Here is a 15,842-nt window from a genome sequence, read left to right as displayed (position 1 = left end):
ATCTTCAAGATGATGCAGGTTATCGGTTTAGCTGTTACGCCTGTTTTTTAAAAAGAAAACCGTATCAGCTAAACCGATAAATGAGGAGGGGAAAGATTGAGTTACCGGAGAAGACTTTCAATGATTTTCGCATTGGATACTTATCTCGTTTTACTTTCCGTTATTATAGGATATCAATTTTTTGAGGATTCTTATCATTTTCACGACTCCGGAGCATTGCTGCTGACTGCCGTCAGCATGCTTATCAGCCACCATGTATGCGCTTTTTTGTTTCATCAATATAAGCAGGTGTGGACGTATACGGGGATCGGTGAACTGCTCGCCCTGATCAAGGGGATTACGCTGTCTGCCGCCATGACGGCAGCCATCCAGTATGCGGTGTTCCATACGGTCTTGTTCCGTCTTTTGGCCGTCAGCTGGATGGTCCAGCTTTTGTTTATCGGCGGCAGCCGCATGGTCTCGCGAGTGCTGAAAGAAACGATCGGGAAGAAACAAAGCTCCTCTTCCCGCGCGCTTATTATCGGGGCTGGCTCGGGCGGCACGCTGCTGGTTCGGCAGCTTTTGCAGAAAAATGACCTTGGGATGACGCCTGTTGCATTTATTGATGACGACCAGACGAAGCATAAACTTGAAATTATGGGGCTGCCCGTGATCGGCGGAAAAGAAAGCATTATGCCGGCGGTGCAAAAGCTGAGAATTCACCATATCATTATTGCAATTCCGTCGCTTCGCACCCATGAGCTCCAGACGTTATATAAAGAATGTGTGCAGACAGGCGCGCATATTAAAATCATGCCTCAATTTGACGAAATTCTGCTCGGGTCACAGACGGCGGGCCACATCAGAGATGTAAAAGCTGAGGATTTGCTTGGGAGAAAGCCGGTGACCCTTGATACAAGCAAGATTTCAAACAGCATAAAGGGAAAAATTATTTTAGTCACGGGCGCAGGCGGCTCGATCGGTTCGGAAATATGCCGGCAGATCTGCGGATTTCAGCCGAAAGAGATCGTCTTGCTCGGACATGGGGAAAACAGTATTCACTCCGTCCATGCCGAACTGGCCGGTCGCTTCGGCAGGCATGTGGCCTTTCATACGGAGATCGCTGATATTCAGGATAGAGATAAAATCTTCACGCTGATGAAAAAATATGAGCCGCACGTCGTCTACCATGCGGCTGCCCATAAGCACGTGCCGTTAATGGAACGTAACCCTGAAGAAGCTGTCAAAAACAACATCATCGGCACAAAAAATGTGGCGGAAGCTGCCGATATGTGCGGAACGGAGACGTTCGTGCTGATTTCTTCTGACAAAGCAGTCAATCCCGCAAATGTCATGGGGGCGACGAAACGTTTCGCGGAAATGGTCATTATGAATCTCGGCAAGGTCAGCCGCACCAAATTTGCGGCCGTCCGCTTCGGAAACGTGCTCGGCAGCCGCGGCAGTGTCATTCCGATTTTTAAGAAGCAGATTGAAAAAGGCGGCCCCGTTACAGTGACGCACCCGGCGATGACGCGTTACTTCATGACGATTCCGGAAGCGTCACGGCTTGTCATTCAGGCCGGCGCGCTTGCAAAAGGCCGGCAGATTTTTGTGCTGGATATGGGGGAGCCAGTGAAAATCGTCGATTTGGCTAAAAACCTGATTCATTTATCAGGATATACGACAGAACAGATTCCCATCGAATTTTCCGGCATTCGTCCCGGAGAAAAAATGTATGAGGAATTACTGAATCATAACGAAGTACATACGGAACAGATTTTTCCGAAAATCCATATCGGGAAAGCGGTAGACGGCGATTGGCCCGTGCTCATCCGCTTTATGGAAGAATACAGCCGGCTTTCGGAAGCCGAGCTGAGAAAAAGGCTGTTTGAGGCGATTGAGTCAGCACACGAACAAGCGGCGGCAGGCGTTTAATAGGAGGACTGAATCATGACAAAAAAAGTGTTATTTTGCGCCACTGTCGATTATCACTTTAAAGCCTTTCATCTTCCGTATTTTAAATGGTTTCAAGAGATGGGCTGGCAGGTGCACGTTGCAGCTCACGGCGAAATGAGCCTTCCGTTTGTGAATGAGAAGTTTTCTGTCCCGATCCGGCGCTCTCCGTTTCATCCCGATAACCTTTCCGTTTACAGGCGGCTGAAACAGCTGATTGAGGAGAACGAGTATGACATGATCCATTGCCATACACCGGTCGGCGGCGTGCTTGCCCGCCTTGCGGCGAGACAAGCGCGGCGGAAGGGGACAAAGGTGCTGTACACCGCGCACGGCTTTCATTTCTGCAGCGGGGCGCCGCTGAAAAATTGGCTGCTCTATTATCCGATCGAAAAATTGCTTTCTTCCTATACAGACTGTCTGATTACGATTAATGAAGAGGATTACAAACGGGCGAAAAACATGAGAAAAACGGAATGCAGCGCGAAAAAGATACACGGCATCGGCGTTGATACGGACAGATTCCGGCCTGTCAGCCAAACAGAGATTGAGCAGCTGCGGGAAAAATACAATTTCGGCGCAGGCGAGTTTATCCTCGTGTATCCCGCTGAATTAAATGTGAACAAAAATCAAGGTCTTCTCATCGAGGCGGCTGCATTGCTGAAAAACCGCATTCCCGGGCTGCGCCTCGTGTTTGCGGGAGAAGGAGCAATGGAAGATTCGTACAGGAGAATGGCTGAGACACTCGGAGTGTCAGAGCAAGTGCGGTTTTACGGTTTCTGCCGCGACATTCATGAGCTGATTCAGCTTGCGGATCTGTCTGTCGCTTCCAGTGTGAGAGAAGGGCTCGGCATGAACGTCCTTGAGGGAATGGCGGCTGAAAAGCCCGCCGTTGCCACAGATAACCGGGGGCACCGAGAGATCATCCAAGACGGAGTGAATGGGTTTCTCGTTTCACTGGGAGACAGCGAGTCATTTGCAGACCGCATTGAACAGCTGTACCGCTCGCCTGATTTGAGAAAAGCATTCGGGCAGAAAGGGCGGAAAACGGCTGAAACATTTTCAGAAACACGTACGGTAGAGGAAATGGCGCGTATTTACGCCGTTTACATGGATAAAAAGGAGAAAAGCGTATGAATTCAGGAGCACAACCGAAAATTTCTGTCATCATGGGCATTTATAATTGTGAGCAGACACTGGCAGAAAGCATCGAATCCATTTTGAGCCAATCCTATAAGAATTGGGAACTGATCATGTGTGATGACGCATCAACTGACGGCACGCTTCAGATTGCGCAACGGTATGCGGAACATTACAGCGACCGGATCACACTGATTCAAAATAAAACGAACAAACGGCTTGCCGCTTCACTGAACCGCTGCCTTTCATACGCAACTGGCGCCTATATTGCCCGGCAGGACGGGGATGATATTTCCGCCCCGCGCCGGCTGGAAAAACAGGCTGCCTTCTTAAACAAGCATTCCCACTATCAAGTCGTGGGAACGGGGATGCTCGTTTTTGACGAATACGGTGTAAGAGGCGCGAGGCTTTTGCCGGCAGTTCCCAAACCGAGAATTATGGCGAAAGGAACGCCGTTTTGCCACGGCACCATTATGATGCGGGCCGAGACTTACCGCGCGCTTAACGGCTACCGTTCTGTAAAGCGGACCCGGCGGATGGAGGATATTGATCTGTGGCTGCGTTTTTTTGAAGCGGGTTTCAGAGGCTGCAATCTCCAAGAGACGCTCTATAAAGTAAGGGAGGACAGCGAAGCGTTTAAACGGAGATCGTTTACGTACTCGATTGACAACGCGGTGCTTGTCTTTCAGGCATGCAGACGGCTGAAGCTTCCGCTTTCTGATTACATATATGTCGCAAAGCCGCTTATTCGCGCCATTACGCCGCCTGCTGTGATGAACCGCTATCACAAAAACAGGGGCCTCCGCCAAAAAGAAGGGCTTGCCGAACATGAATAACGGAACACAGCGGGTGCTGCACATTTTCAGCGGGATGAACAGAGGCGGCGCCGAAACGATGCTGATGAATTTATATCGGAAGATGGACAGGACGCAGGTGCAGTTTGATTTTTTAACCCATCGGAATGATCCGTGCGCTTATGATGAGGAGATCCTCTCCCTCGGCGGACGGCTTTTTTATGTGCCGAGCATAGGACGGACAAATCCGATTGCGTTTGTGAAAAAAGTGAAACAGATCATTCAGGAAAAAGGGCCGTTTGCCGCCGTCCACGCCCATACTGATTTCCAAACAGGATTTATCGCACTTGCGGCGCGTTTAGCGGGCGTTCCGGTGCGGATCTGCCATTCTCACAGCACATCGTGGCGGGCGCGGTCATCCCTGCTCGGCCGGATGCAGCTGTTTGCATTCAGATGGCTGATTTCATCCTGCGCCACGACACTGTGTGCCTGCGGGGAAGACGCGGGCCGCTTTTTATTCGGAGAAGCAAAACTGAATCAAAAAGCCGTGCACCTGCTGCCGAACGGAATTGATCTAGACTTGTTTTCCGGCGGTAAAGCGGGCGCTGAACACGAAAAACGGAAGCGGGGCATTGCACCCGATCGGCTGATTATCGGGCATATCGGACGCTTCACAGAAGAAAAAAACCACGTGTTTCTGCTGCAGCTTGCCGCTTATATGAAGGAGCGGGGAACTGATTTTCAGCTTGTTCTTGCCGGAGACGGACCGCTTCGCACCCAAACCGAAGAGATGGCAAAGAAGCTGGGGCTTAGCGATGATGTGCTTTTTGCGGGCATTGAGGAACGGGTTCATGAGCTGATGAAGACGATTGATGTGTTTGTCATGCCGTCGCTTTATGAGGGCCTGCCGGTCGTACTCGTCGAAGCGCAGGCATCCGGTGTTCCGTGTGTGATTTCAGAAGGCATCACGGAAGAAGCCGATGCAGGGCTTGGACTCGTCAAAAGACTCAGCATTGACGAGCCGCCGGAAGAGTGGACAGCCGCCATTTTGCAGGCAGCCGCCGTGCCAAGGCCCGACGAGGGGCATATCAGACGGACTCTCGGGCGGCTCGGATATGATGCGAAGGAAAATGTGGGGGTTGTCATGAAGCTTTACAATATGAACTGTGAAAAAGGACAGTAATCGATGATTGTATATGTAGTCAATATGGGGATTGTTTATATTTGGTCATGGTTCGCCAAAATGTGCGGCGGCCGTGATGAATCACTTTCGACCGGGTATCGGCCGAATCAGCTTGTCATGCTCATTCCGCTGGCATCGCTGATTTTTGTCTCCGGTTTACGCTACAGAGTCGGGACGGATTTTCAGACGTACGCGCTGATGTACAGGCTGGCGGGAAACTACAGGAACATATGGGAGATCTTTGGAATCGGCGCAAAAAAAGCCGCTGTTGATCCCGGTTTTACCGCTCTCATCTGGCTCATGAATTTCATAACGAAAGATCCGCAAATCATGTATTTTACCGTTGCCGTTGTGACGTGCACCTTTATTGTAAAGGCGCTCGCCGAGTTCGGAAGGCCGTTTGAGCTGAGTGTGTTTTTGTTTTTAGGCACTTATCATTATTATGCTTCCTTCAACGGCATCAGACAGTATATGGTGGCGGCTGCGCTCTTTTGGGCTGTCCGCTATGTGATCAGCGGGAGCTGGAAACGCTATTTTTTGCTCGTGCTGTTGTGCTCGCTCTTTCATTCCTCGGCACTGGTCATGATTCCGGTTTATTTTATCGTCAGAAGAAGGGCATGGTCGCCGGCGATTTTCGGGCTGTCGGCTTTGTTTCTCCTCATGACGTTTTTGTATCAGAAATTCATTTCCGTGTTTGTCGTCGTGCTTGAAAACAGCTCATACGGCCATTATGAAAAATGGCTGATGACCAATACGAACGGAATGAATGTGGTAAAAATCGCGGTGCTGCTGCTGCCGCTGTTTTTGGCATTTTGCTATCGTGAAAGGCTGAGAAAGCTATGGCCGGACATTGATGTGATCGTTAATTTCTGTCTGCTCGGTTTGTTATTCGGCCTGCTGGCGACAAAGGATGTCATCTTTGCCCGGTTTAATATTTATTTCGGTCTGTACCAGATGATCCTGATTCCTTATTTCGTCAGGATTTTTGATGAAAAATCGAATGCGCTGATTTATATCGCCATTATCGTTTGTTATTTTCTCTACAGTTATTTGCTTATGCCGGTAGATTCATCTGTGCTCCCGTACAGAACGATTTTTTCCCGGTAATTTATACTGGAGGTTCATATGGAAACACCCGCGGTCAGTTTGTTAGTTGCTGTGTATAATACGGAAGCATATATAGAGCGCTGCTTGGAATCACTGCTCAATCAGTCGCTTGGCCATATCGAAATCATTCTCGTCAATGACGGGTCAACGGACAAAAGCCCTGAGATAATTGAAGTCTTTCAAAAAATGGATGAGAGAATCCGCATCATTCATCAAAATAATCAAGGGCTCGGCGCGGTCCGCAACAGGGGCATTGAGGCGGCGCGGGGCGAGTTTATCGCTTTTATCGACGCGGATGACTGGATTGAGCCTGATTATTGCCTGCGTATGTATGAAAAGGCGAAGGCTGATGAAGCCGAGCTTGTCATTTGTGAATATAAGGCCGAGTTTGCCGATACGGGAAAAACCGCCGTTTCAACGATCGCTTCGGCGTATCAGGACCGGCCGAAACAAACGTATGTGAAAGATTTATTCGAGGGGAAAGTAAGCGGGTTTTCGTGGAATAAGCTGTACAGCAGAGCCATGATTGAAAAACATCACCTGCGCTTTCCGCTTCGGGATGAGCTGGAACATGTGGAGGATCAATATTTCAGCCTGCGGGCGCATTTTTTCGCACGGAAGGTATCGTATGTGGAGGAGCCGCTCTATCACTATAGAATTCATCTGGCCTCTATTGTGCAAAGCTATCAGAAAAAGCTGTTTGACTCAGGTCTCGTTCTTTATCGGCTGAACGAGGCTTTTTTGCGCGAAAACGGCAGTTTGCAAGAGTATCAGCAGGAGCTGGATTTCTTTATCGTGCAGCACGGCACAGTCTGCCTGCTTAATGAATGGAAACGGAATAACGGCGGCCTGCTTGCCGAGAAATGGAGCAATATCAGCCGGATTTGCGCTGACCCGGTGTTCCGGTTAAGTCTGTCAAAAACTGGAACGTCGCCGTTTGATGCCAAACGTTCATGCCTCTTGCTTTTGGCTAAGCTGAGGCTTGTTCCGTTCGTCTCGCTGGCGTCGGCGGTGTATCAAAGAGCAATTGAGTACAAAATGAAAATCAGAGGGTGAAGACATGTCGATACAATCATGGAAAATCAATCTCGCAGAGTGGCTTCTGCTCAAGGTCAAATACCCGTCCGAGTTTCACTTCGGAGCGGCAAAAGAGAAGCAGGAACTAACAGCCGCAGCCGCACGAAAAAAAATCATACTTACCCTGCTCCCGTCCCACGATAATCTCGGCGATCACGCCATCGCTTACGCGAGCAAAACGTTCCTTGAACGGGAGTATCCCGACTTTGACATCGTTGAGGTGGATATGAAGGATATATACAGGTCCGCAAAGGCGCTGATCAAAAAACGTCACCCCGAGGACATGGTGTTCATCATCGGCGGCGGGAATATGGGTGATTTGTACCGTTATGAAGAATGGACGCGCCGCTTTATCATTAAAACCTTTCATCAGTATAAAATCGTCCAGCTTCCGGCGACGGCTCACTTTTCTGACACGAAAAAGGGGCGGAAGGAACTGGAGCGCGCCAAAAAAGTGTACAATGCGCATCCGGAACTTTTGTTAATGGCGAGAGACGAGACGACGTATCAATGGATGAAGCGGCATTTTCCCGGAAAAACCGTTCTCAAACAGCCTGACATGGTTTTATATTTAGACAAAAGCGAACAGCACGTTCCGCGTGAAGGAATTTTTCATTGTTTACGGGAAGACCGCGAAAGCGCACTCACAGATGATGAGAGAAATAGGGTAAAAGCCGCTTTGGCCGAGGAATACGGAGAGCTGCACTCATTTACCACGACGGTCGGCCGAAGGGTCAGCCGCCGTACACGCGAAAAGGAGCTGGAAGCGCTGTGGGATACGCTCAGGGGAGCGGAAGCCGTAGTGACTGACAGGCTGCACGGGATGATTTTTTGCGCGCTGACCAAAACGCCTTGTGTCGTCATTCGTTCCTTTGACCATAAAGTGATGGAAGGCTATCAATGGCTGAAAAACATTCCGCACATGACATTCATTGAGCGGCCCGAGCCTGAAACGGTGACAGCTGAGGTAAACAGGCTGCTTGCTTATGAGGCAGGGGAAGGCGGTTTTTCGTGCAGCGTCTATTTTGAAGGGCTGAGGGAAAAGATCAGCGGTGATGCCAAATGACCGCCCCGCTTGTGAGCATTATCGTCCCGATGTACAGGACAGAGCCTTTTATCAAAGAATGTGCAGCCTCTCTTATGAAACAGACGCTTACATCCGTCGAGATCATTTTCGTCAATGACGGGTCACCGGATCAGTCCGGCCGGATAGCTGAAGAGCTGGCGGCTCAAGATGCAAGAGTTCAAGTCATTCATAAAGAAAACGGAGGACTCAGCTCGGCCCGCAATGCCGGAATCAAAGCCGCGCGCGGCCGGTATATCGGTTTTGTGGATGGTGATGACTATGTGTCGGACACGATGTTCGAACGGCTTTATGAAGAAGCGGAAAAGGAACGGCTCGATATTGCCGGCTGCGGATTTTACAAGGAAACGCCGTTAAAGGAAAGGACGTATGTGCGGCCGCCGCTTCCCGCAGGCCGCGTCTTCACAAAAGCCGATATGACTGATCAGCTGACACGCGCCCACGAATTAAGATTTATTTGGTATGTTTGGCGCTATATTTACCGGCGTGACGCATTAAACGGACTTTTATTTGATGAAGAAATCCGGTTTGCCGAGGATTCTCCGTTTAATCTGGCTGCGTTTCGCAAAGCCGCCCGTGTCAAAGTCATTGACGAGGGTCTGTATATCTATCGGGAAAACCCGCAAAGCCTTACAGAAATACCTTTTAAGCCCCATTTAGATGAGCAGCTTCAAAAGCAATACGAAGCTAAAATGGCTTTTTACGAGGTGAACGGGCTGACTGAAGCTTGCCGGACAGATATCGATACATATTTGTGCAAGCATCAAATCCCGATGCTTCTGGCCAATGCCTGTGCATCCCCGCAGCCGTCACATGAAATCACAGATCACATCCGGCGGATCTTATCTTATGACATGGTGAAAGCCGCTGTCCGAAACACGCCGTGCAGGCATAAGCAGCTCCTGACGGGGGAGCGGGTTGTACTCGGCTTATGCAAAATGCGCCTGCCTATTCTCCTGCAAGCGTTCTTTGAACGGAAGACGAAAGAGAAAGGCAGTGCGGAAGGAGCATGAAATTCGCCATCAATTTCGGCGCCAATGTGACGGCGTTTTTACTATCGGTCTTTTTATCAGTCTGGATGACCCCTTTTATTGTGAAAACATTGGGCGTGGAGGCTTTTGGATTTGTCCATCTGACGCAAAATATCATTAATTATTTCTCCATTATCACCGTTGCGCTCAGCTCGGTCGTTGTGAGGTTTTTTACTGTCGCCGCCCACAGGGGGAACAAGGAAGAGGCCAATGCGTATGTAAGCAACTATTTAGCCGCGTCTGTCGTGATATCGTTATTGCTCGCTGTGCCGCTCGCCGGGACGGCTTTTTTTATTGACCGGGTGATGAATGTGCCGGAAGAGCTTCTGTCAGATGTGCGGCTGTCCATTTTGATCGGCAGCGTGCTGTTTATGCTGACGTTTTTTATGGCGGGATTTGCGACAGGTCCGTTTTTTGCCAACCGTCTTTATATCACAAGCTCGATTCAGGCCGTGCAAATGCTCGTCAGGGTGCTGAGTGTGCTTTTTCTGTTTACTTGTTTTACGCCGAAGATTTGGCAGATTCAGCTTTCGGCCTTAGCGGGAGCTGCTTGTGCCGCGATACTGTCTTTTTTCTTTTTTAAAAAGCTGATTCCGTGGTTTTCATTTACACGTAAAAATTTGTCGTTTCAAACGAGCAAGGTGCTGTTTCAGGCGGGGGCGTGGAGCTCCGTCAATCAGATCGGCGTGCTGCTGTTTTTGCAGATTGACTTAATGACCGCGAATCTTGTGCTGGGGCCGTCTGAGGCCGGAATATATGCGGCGGTTATTCAGTTTCCGCTCCTGCTCAGAAGCTTGGCGGGGACGCTTGCTTCCTTGTTTGCGCCGATTTTGACATCGTACTATTCAAAAGGCGATATGGACGGTCTGATGACATACGCCAATCAGGCCGTGCGGATGAACGGGCTTCTCCTCGCGCTTCCTGCCGCTCTGTTAGGCGGGCTTGCTGAACCGTTTCTTGCGATTTGGCTCGGCCCGTCGTTTGTGCAGACCGCGCCGCTCTTATATATTCACGCCGCGTATTTGGCGGTCAGCCTGTCAGTCATGCCGCTTTTTTACGTATGGACGGCTTTTAATAAACAAAAAACGCCTGCGATCGTCACGTTATGTTTAGGCGGGCTGAACGTCATCTTGGCTGTTGTCCTCAGCGGGCCGGCCCATCTTGGCTTATACGGCATCACCATTGCCGGGGCAATCGCCCTCGTCCTTAAAAATGTCGTCTTTACGCCGCTTTACGTATCGCATATTACCGGCTTTAAAAAACATGTGTTTTATAAAGGAATGTTCGGCCCGATTGCGGCCGCTGTGTTTGCCTGGGCAGTCTGCCGGGCGATTCGGCTGTTTTATCCGGTTGACAGCTGGGCCGGACTCATTGCCGCGGCGCTTGCCGTATGTATAGGCTATGCCGTATTTGCCTTTTTCTTTGTTTGTACGAAAGAAGAAAGGCGGCTTGCCTTGAAGAAATGCAGAAAAGTGAAAGGAGCTGTTCAGATTTGATGGCGAAACGCTTATTTGATATGGCTGCGGCCATTCTTTTGTTGTGCGGCGCAAGTGTCATTCTCCTCTTCGCCATGGCTGCCGTCAGATGCAATATCGGTTCACCGGTGTTTTTTAAACAGACGAGGCCCGGGCTTCACGGGCGCCCGTTTACCTTATATAAGCTCAGAACGATGACGGATGAGCGTGATGAAAACGGCGAGCTGCTGCCGGATCATCTTCGGCTGACCAAAACGGGGCAGCTGATCAGAAAGCTGAGCATTGATGAGCTTCCGCAGCTCTTTAATGTTTTGAAAGGAGATCTCAGCCTTGTCGGTCCTCGTCCTTTGCTGATGGAATATTTGCCGCTTTACACAAAAACGCAGGCGAGGCGCCACGACGTGAAGCCGGGCATTACAGGATGGGCGCAGATCAACGGAAGAAACGCCATCTCATGGGAAGAAAAATTTAAGCTGGATGTTTGGTATGTCGACAACCGCTCTTTCTTTCTCGATCTGAAAATTCTGCTGTTAACGGTGCGAAAAGTTCTTATTTCAGAGGGCATCCATGAGGCCAACCATGTGACGGCGAAGCGTTTTACGGGCAGCGGGGATATCTCCTCATGAAAATGGTGGCGCTGATCGGAAACGGCGGACACGGCAAAGTAGTGAAAGAGATTGTAAATACCCGCTCTGATATGCAGCTTGCGGGCATTTTTGACGACAGATTCAGCAGCTTTGCGGTCCGGGAAGGCTTGTATACAGGCCGCCCGGACGACATACATCTCCTGCGGAAACTTGTTCCGGATGTCGCCTTTGCCATTTGTGTCGGAGATAACGGCTTAAGAAAAAAGCTCGCTGAACGGCTTGAGCTGGAGCATGGGGATTGCACCGCCCTCATTCACCCGGCAGCAATCGTCAGCGAAGCGGCCGCCATCGGAAGCGGAACGGTCGTCATGGCGGGAGCCGTCATTCAGGCTGGGGCTAATATCGGCACTCATTGCATCATCAATACAGGCGCAATCGCGGAGCACGACAATTCAATCGGAGATTACGTCCACCTTTCACCGCGTGCCGCACTTGCGGGAGGCGTGAAGGTTCGGGAAGGGGCGCATATCGGAATAGGCGCGTCAGTCATTCCGCAAATAGAAATCGGACGCTGGAGCGTCATCGGCGCAGGGGCGGCCGTTATCAGTACGATTCCCGATGGTGTGACGGCCGTCGGTGTTCCGGCCCGCGTCATCTCCTCTATTCACACATAAAAAGGATGATTCCATGCAAACAAACAACCGAATTTATTTATCTCCGCCCCATATGAGCGGAAAAGAACAGGAGTACATCGCAGAAGCCTTCCGCTCCAATTGGATTGCGCCGCTCGGTCCGCTCGTCAACTCATTCGAAAAACGGCTGGCCGATTATGCGGGCGTTAAAGGCGCGGCAGCTGTCAGCTCGGGAACGGCGGCAATCCACCTAGCCCTGCGGCTGGCGGGCGTTACAAAAGGAGACACTGTGTTTTGCTCCTCCTTTACCTTTGTCGCCACCGCGAATCCGATTTTATATGAGCAGGCGGAGCCCGTTTTTATTGACTCGGAATGGGAGACATGGAATATGTCGCCGGACGCGCTGGAACGGGCGCTGCAAGATGCGAAACGGCGCGGCAGACTGCCGAAAGCGGTCATTGCCGTCAACCTTTACGGGCAAAGTGCGAAAATGGATGAATTGAAGGGCCTTTGCGATGCATACGGCGTTTGTCTCATCGAAGATGCAGCTGAATCGTTAGGATCGACATACAAAGGCATACAAAGCGGAACGTTCGGCCATTTCGGCATTTATTCATTTAACGGCAACAAAATCATTACGACATCAGGGGGCGGCATGCTCGTTTCAAATGATGAAGCTTCCATTGAAAAAGCGAGGTTTCTCGCCTCACAGGCGCGTGACCCGGCTGTTCATTATCAGCACAGTCAGATCGGGTATAACTACAGGCTCAGCAATATTCTCGCAGGTGTAGGGATTTCTCAGCTGGAAGTGCTGGAGGATCGCGTTCAGGCGAGGAGAAAGGTGTTTGACCGATATAGGGAAGCATTAGAGAGGTTTCCGGGCATCCGCATGATGCCGGAGCTTGAAGGAACGGTATCCAACCGCTGGCTGACCGCCCTGACACTGGACAACGGCGTGACGCCGAATGATGCCGTCGCCTGTCTTGCTGAACAACATATAGAAGCCAGGCCGCTTTGGAAGCCTCTGCATACGCAGCCGTTATTCTCATCATCTTTGTTTTATCCTCACAGCGATCATGAACGTGTCTGTGAAAATCTTTTCAGCCGCGGCATCTGTCTGCCGTCCGGCTCAAATCTGTCTGAAGCGGATCAAACCCGCGTGATTGATGCACTTGTGCAGTTATTTGAATCGAAGGGGGCGACATCATGGACAGCCAGCATGTCATGAACCGTTTAAAGGAAACATTGACGGGTCTCCTCAGCGTCATACCGCCGCAATCCGAGATCATTTACGCCGACTATCCCCTATACGGAAATGTTGGGGATTTATTTATTATGAAAGGGACGGAGGCTTTTTTCAAAGCGCACGGCATCCGCGCGAAAAAGCGCTGGAATCCGGACAATTTTCCATTCGGCCGGCGGGTTGGGCGGAACGCTGTCATTGTCTGTCAGGGAGGCGGGAATTTCGGGGATCTCTATCCGTATTATCAGGCCTTCAGAGAAAAAATCGTCAAAGCTTTTCCTGAAAACAGGATCGTCATTCTGCCGCAATCCATTTATTTTCGGGATGAAAAAAAGCTGCGGCGGACAGCGGAGCTTTTTTCCGGACACAGGGATCTGCACCTTTTCACAAGGGATAACGTGTCTTATGAAACGGCGAAGCGCTATTTTTCAGCTAACCATATCGGGCTTTTGCCGGACATGGCCCATCAGCTGTTTCCGATGATCCCGAAAGCCGCTCCTTCTTGCGGCAAGCTGCATTTTATCCGCACGGACGGTGAGGCTCATCCGGATCTGCAAAAAGAGGATCCCGTCCAAAGCTATGACTGGAAGCATGTACTGTCATCCGCAGACCGCCGGGGAATCGCATTACTCCAAACGATGAATGTCCTGAATAAAAAAGCGGGAAACCCGCTGCCGATAGCGATGATTTGGGAAAAATATTCAGATTATCTGGTGAAAAAGGCGGTTCGATTTTTCAGCCGATATGAATTTGTGGAAACGTCAAGGCTTCACGGCCACATCCTTTCCTCGCTGCTCGGAAAGAAAAATACCGTCATTGACAATTCGTACGGGAAAAACGCCAACTATTATCACACCTGGATGAAAGAAGCGCCGAACACCCGGCTCATCCGGGAAACCCCCGAAACGAAGGAAAACCTTCCTGCTCTGACATGAGCGGAAGGTTTTATTTTGTTTCTCCCCGTTTAACTTTGTTATAAGCCTCGTCCAAATGCTGAATTCTCTTGAGCACTATCGCGTTTTTCGTCAGCTGATCCTGTACAAGGGTTGAAACGACTGAGCGGTAATAGCTGTTCATCGCATGAATTCGGTCTTCATTCGGATTCATTTCAATATGCTGAGTAAAGTTCTCGATAAAATAAGGAACGGAAAAAAGTTCTGACATCTATAAAGCAACTCCTTTTAATAAGTATATACGGTATGAAACCAATCATGTACAATGAAAAAAGGGGAGTGAGCATGATGGATATCAAACTTCAGCAAACACAAATACTAAAGCCTCAATTAACTCAAGAGCTTAAACAGGCCATCGCATTACTCGGATATAACTCCGCGGAACTGGCCGAATATATTGATGAGCTCTCACTGGAAAACCCTCTGATTGAACGAAAGGAAATAGACACGCCGCCACTATCTTACCACAAAACAAATAAAAACAGGTTGAAAGCGCAGGACGGAAGCCAGCAGATAAGCCTCACCCGGAAAACCCTGCAGGATGCACTGAAACAGCAATCATTAGATATTAAGCTGTCAAAGAATGAGGAGAAAATTTTTAATTATCTGATACATTCACTCGATTCAAACGGCTATTTAGAAGAGGAGATACAAGCTGCTGCCGACCATGTATCAGCTTCGGCAGAGGAGACGGAGGCGGTTCTCGGAAAACTTCAGTCGCTTGAACCGGCCGGAATCGGCGCACGTTCTCTGCAAGAGTGCATCCTTCTTCAGCTGCGCCGTCTTCCTGAGCGGAACGAACAGGCGGAACAGATTGTCGGTGACTACTTCGAGCTATTTGCAAGAAAAAACTGGAAAGCGCTTACAATGAAAACAGGCATATCGCTCACGGACATTCAGGACATATTTGATATGATTGCGGCGCTCGATCCGAGACCCGGGCTTCGCTACGCACATGAGGAGCCTGGCTTTTATGTCGAGCCTGATATTTTCATCACGGTGAAAAACGGCAGCATTAAAGCGCAGCTGAACAGCCGTTCTTTCCCGGATATTCAGCTCCATAACAATTATCAGCCGCTGTTATCATCAGGATGCCGGGATACGGAAGCTTACCTGTCGGCAAAATACCAAGAATGGCGCTGGCTGCGCAGGGCTTTAACGCAAAGAAAACAAACCATCACCAGAATCATCAGCGTACTGACCGAACGGCAAAAATCTTTTTTTCTGACAGGAAGAAGCGGGATGAAGCCGCTGACGTTAAGAGAGGTCGCTGAAACGCTGGAGCTTCACGAATCAACGATCAGCCGGGCCATTAAAGGAAAATACGTGCAAACACCATACGGGCTGTACGATATGAAAACTTTTTTCTCGGCAAAAGCAGAATCATCTGGGGACGGGGATGCCTCCAATTATGCCGTCAAAGCCCATCTGGAATCATTCATCAGCGCAGAAGATAAAAGGAAACCGCTTTCGGACCAAAAACTGGCTGATATGTTATTCGACCAATATGACATTCGGGTATCAAGACGCACCGTCGCCAAATACCGTGATCAAATGAATATTCCGCCGTCCTCGGCGAGAAAACGATACAGCTGAACCTCCCC

At 49.9% G+C, this 15,842-nt stretch carries 15 protein-coding genes; 14 read left to right on the top strand and 1 reads right to left on the bottom strand.

Going from position 1 to position 15,842, the window contains the following annotated elements; translation table 11 throughout:
* Nucleotides 1–96: 96 nt before the first annotated feature.
* The 13 genes from KY305_RS01655 to KY305_RS01595 are packed head-to-tail and all read left to right on the top strand — an operon-like array spanning nt 97 to nt 14,220.
* On the top strand, nt 97–1,914 hold the full coding sequence (locus tag KY305_RS01655) for a polysaccharide biosynthesis protein (protein ID WP_223061072.1): 1,818 nt from the start codon (nt 97–99) through the stop codon (nt 1,912–1,914).
* A 15-nt stretch (nt 1,915–1,929) separates the two neighbouring features.
* Nucleotides 1,930–3,069 (top strand): glycosyltransferase family 4 protein, encoded by a 1,140-nt coding sequence (locus KY305_RS01650; protein ID WP_223061071.1) that lies wholly within the window; start codon nt 1,930–1,932, stop codon nt 3,067–3,069.
* Nucleotides 3,066–3,908: a glycosyltransferase EpsE gene (gene epsE, locus KY305_RS01645; RefSeq protein ID WP_223061070.1), complete on the top strand. Its 843-nt coding sequence runs from the start codon at nt 3,066–3,068 to the stop codon at nt 3,906–3,908. The genes KY305_RS01650 and epsE overlap by 4 nt, the downstream gene beginning before the upstream one ends.
* The gene (locus tag KY305_RS01640; RefSeq protein ID WP_223061069.1) at nt 3,901–5,049 is read left to right on the top strand and encodes a glycosyltransferase family 1 protein; all 1,149 of its coding nucleotides are present in this window, start codon (nt 3,901–3,903) and stop codon (nt 5,047–5,049) included. The genes epsE and KY305_RS01640 overlap by 8 nt, the downstream gene beginning before the upstream one ends.
* 3 nt (nt 5,050–5,052) lie before the next feature.
* The gene (epsG, locus tag KY305_RS01635) at nt 5,053–6,156 is read left to right on the top strand and encodes a biofilm exopolysaccharide biosynthesis protein EpsG (RefSeq protein ID WP_223061068.1); all 1,104 of its coding nucleotides are present in this window, start codon (nt 5,053–5,055) and stop codon (nt 6,154–6,156) included.
* An 18-nt stretch (nt 6,157–6,174) separates the two neighbouring features.
* On the top strand, nt 6,175–7,212 hold the full coding sequence (locus KY305_RS01630) for a glycosyltransferase family 2 protein (RefSeq protein ID WP_223061067.1): 1,038 nt from the start codon (nt 6,175–6,177) through the stop codon (nt 7,210–7,212).
* A gap of 4 nt (nt 7,213–7,216) precedes the next feature.
* Nucleotides 7,217–8,299: a polysaccharide pyruvyl transferase family protein gene (locus KY305_RS01625; RefSeq protein ID WP_223061066.1), complete on the top strand. Its 1,083-nt coding sequence runs from the start codon at nt 7,217–7,219 to the stop codon at nt 8,297–8,299.
* Nucleotides 8,296–9,330, top strand: coding sequence for a glycosyltransferase (locus KY305_RS01620; protein WP_223061065.1), 1,035 nt, complete (start codon nt 8,296–8,298; stop codon nt 9,328–9,330). Before KY305_RS01625 ends, KY305_RS01620 begins: the two co-directional genes overlap by 4 nt.
* On the top strand, nt 9,327–10,844 hold the full coding sequence (locus tag KY305_RS01615) for an MATE family efflux transporter (protein ID WP_223061064.1): 1,518 nt from the start codon (nt 9,327–9,329) through the stop codon (nt 10,842–10,844). Before KY305_RS01620 ends, KY305_RS01615 begins: the two co-directional genes overlap by 4 nt.
* On the top strand, nt 10,841–11,449 hold the full coding sequence (locus KY305_RS01610; protein ID WP_223061063.1) for a sugar transferase: 609 nt from the start codon (nt 10,841–10,843) through the stop codon (nt 11,447–11,449). Before KY305_RS01615 ends, KY305_RS01610 begins: the two co-directional genes overlap by 4 nt.
* The gene (locus KY305_RS01605) at nt 11,446–12,084 is read left to right on the top strand and encodes an acetyltransferase (RefSeq protein ID WP_223061062.1); all 639 of its coding nucleotides are present in this window, start codon (nt 11,446–11,448) and stop codon (nt 12,082–12,084) included. Before KY305_RS01610 ends, KY305_RS01605 begins: the two co-directional genes overlap by 4 nt.
* Nucleotides 12,085–12,097: 13 nt before the next feature.
* Nucleotides 12,098–13,270, top strand: a complete 1,173-nt coding sequence (locus KY305_RS01600; RefSeq protein WP_223061061.1) for a DegT/DnrJ/EryC1/StrS family aminotransferase — start codon at nt 12,098–12,100, stop codon at nt 13,268–13,270.
* Nucleotides 13,249–14,220 carry a polysaccharide pyruvyl transferase family protein gene (locus tag KY305_RS01595; RefSeq protein ID WP_223061060.1) on the top strand — a complete coding sequence of 324 codons (972 nt, stop codon included), beginning with the start codon at nt 13,249–13,251 and terminating at the stop codon, nt 14,218–14,220. The genes KY305_RS01600 and KY305_RS01595 overlap by 22 nt, the downstream gene beginning before the upstream one ends.
* Before the next feature lie 10 nt (nt 14,221–14,230).
* On the opposite strand, the gene yvfG is transcribed toward KY305_RS01595, so the two are convergent.
* Nucleotides 14,231–14,449: a protein YvfG gene (yvfG, locus tag KY305_RS01590; protein ID WP_223061059.1), complete on the bottom strand. Its 219-nt coding sequence runs from the start codon at nt 14,447–14,449 to the stop codon at nt 14,231–14,233.
* A 77-nt stretch (nt 14,450–14,526) separates the two neighbouring features.
* On the opposite strand from yvfG, the gene rpoN reads away from it, so the two are divergent.
* Entirely contained in the window at nt 14,527–15,834 is a 1,308-nt protein-coding gene (gene rpoN, locus KY305_RS01585) for an RNA polymerase factor sigma-54 (RefSeq protein ID WP_262417573.1), read from the top strand.
* The last annotated feature ends 8 nt before the right edge of the window (nt 15,835–15,842 follow it).

Source organism: Bacillus sp. YC2 (genome assembly GCF_019891195.1).
GTDB lineage: Bacteria > Bacillota > Bacilli > Bacillales > Bacillaceae > Bacillus.
The sequence above is the reverse complement of the archived record's forward strand: the minus strand, read 5'-3'. Positions and strand labels throughout refer to the sequence as shown.

Bases quoted from the DNA above. Each gene is read 5' to 3' on its own strand.
- epsG (WP_223061068.1), top strand. From the start codon at position 5,053: ATGATTGTATATGTAGTCAATATGGGGATTGTTTATATTTGGTCATGG.
- epsE (WP_223061070.1), top strand. From the start codon at position 3,066: ATGAATTCAGGAGCACAACCGAAAATTTCTGTCATCATGGGCATTTAT.
- rpoN (WP_262417573.1), top strand. From the start codon at position 14,527: ATGGATATCAAACTTCAGCAAACACAAATACTAAAGCCTCAATTAACT.
- KY305_RS01620 (WP_223061065.1), top strand. From the start codon at position 8,296: ATGACCGCCCCGCTTGTGAGCATTATCGTCCCGATGTACAGGACAGAG.
- KY305_RS01640 (WP_223061069.1), top strand. From the start codon at position 3,901: ATGAATAACGGAACACAGCGGGTGCTGCACATTTTCAGCGGGATGAAC.
- KY305_RS01630 (WP_223061067.1), top strand. From the start codon at position 6,175: ATGGAAACACCCGCGGTCAGTTTGTTAGTTGCTGTGTATAATACGGAA.
- KY305_RS01615 (WP_223061064.1), top strand. From the start codon at position 9,327: ATGAAATTCGCCATCAATTTCGGCGCCAATGTGACGGCGTTTTTACTA.
- KY305_RS01595 (WP_223061060.1), top strand. From the start codon at position 13,249: ATGGACAGCCAGCATGTCATGAACCGTTTAAAGGAAACATTGACGGGT.
- yvfG (WP_223061059.1), bottom strand. From the start codon at position 14,449: ATGTCAGAACTTTTTTCCGTTCCTTATTTTATCGAGAACTTTACTCAG.
- KY305_RS01625 (WP_223061066.1), top strand. From the start codon at position 7,217: ATGTCGATACAATCATGGAAAATCAATCTCGCAGAGTGGCTTCTGCTC.
- KY305_RS01600 (WP_223061061.1), top strand. From the start codon at position 12,098: ATGCAAACAAACAACCGAATTTATTTATCTCCGCCCCATATGAGCGGA.
- KY305_RS01605 (WP_223061062.1), top strand. From the start codon at position 11,446: ATGAAAATGGTGGCGCTGATCGGAAACGGCGGACACGGCAAAGTAGTG.
- KY305_RS01650 (WP_223061071.1), top strand. From the start codon at position 1,930: ATGACAAAAAAAGTGTTATTTTGCGCCACTGTCGATTATCACTTTAAA.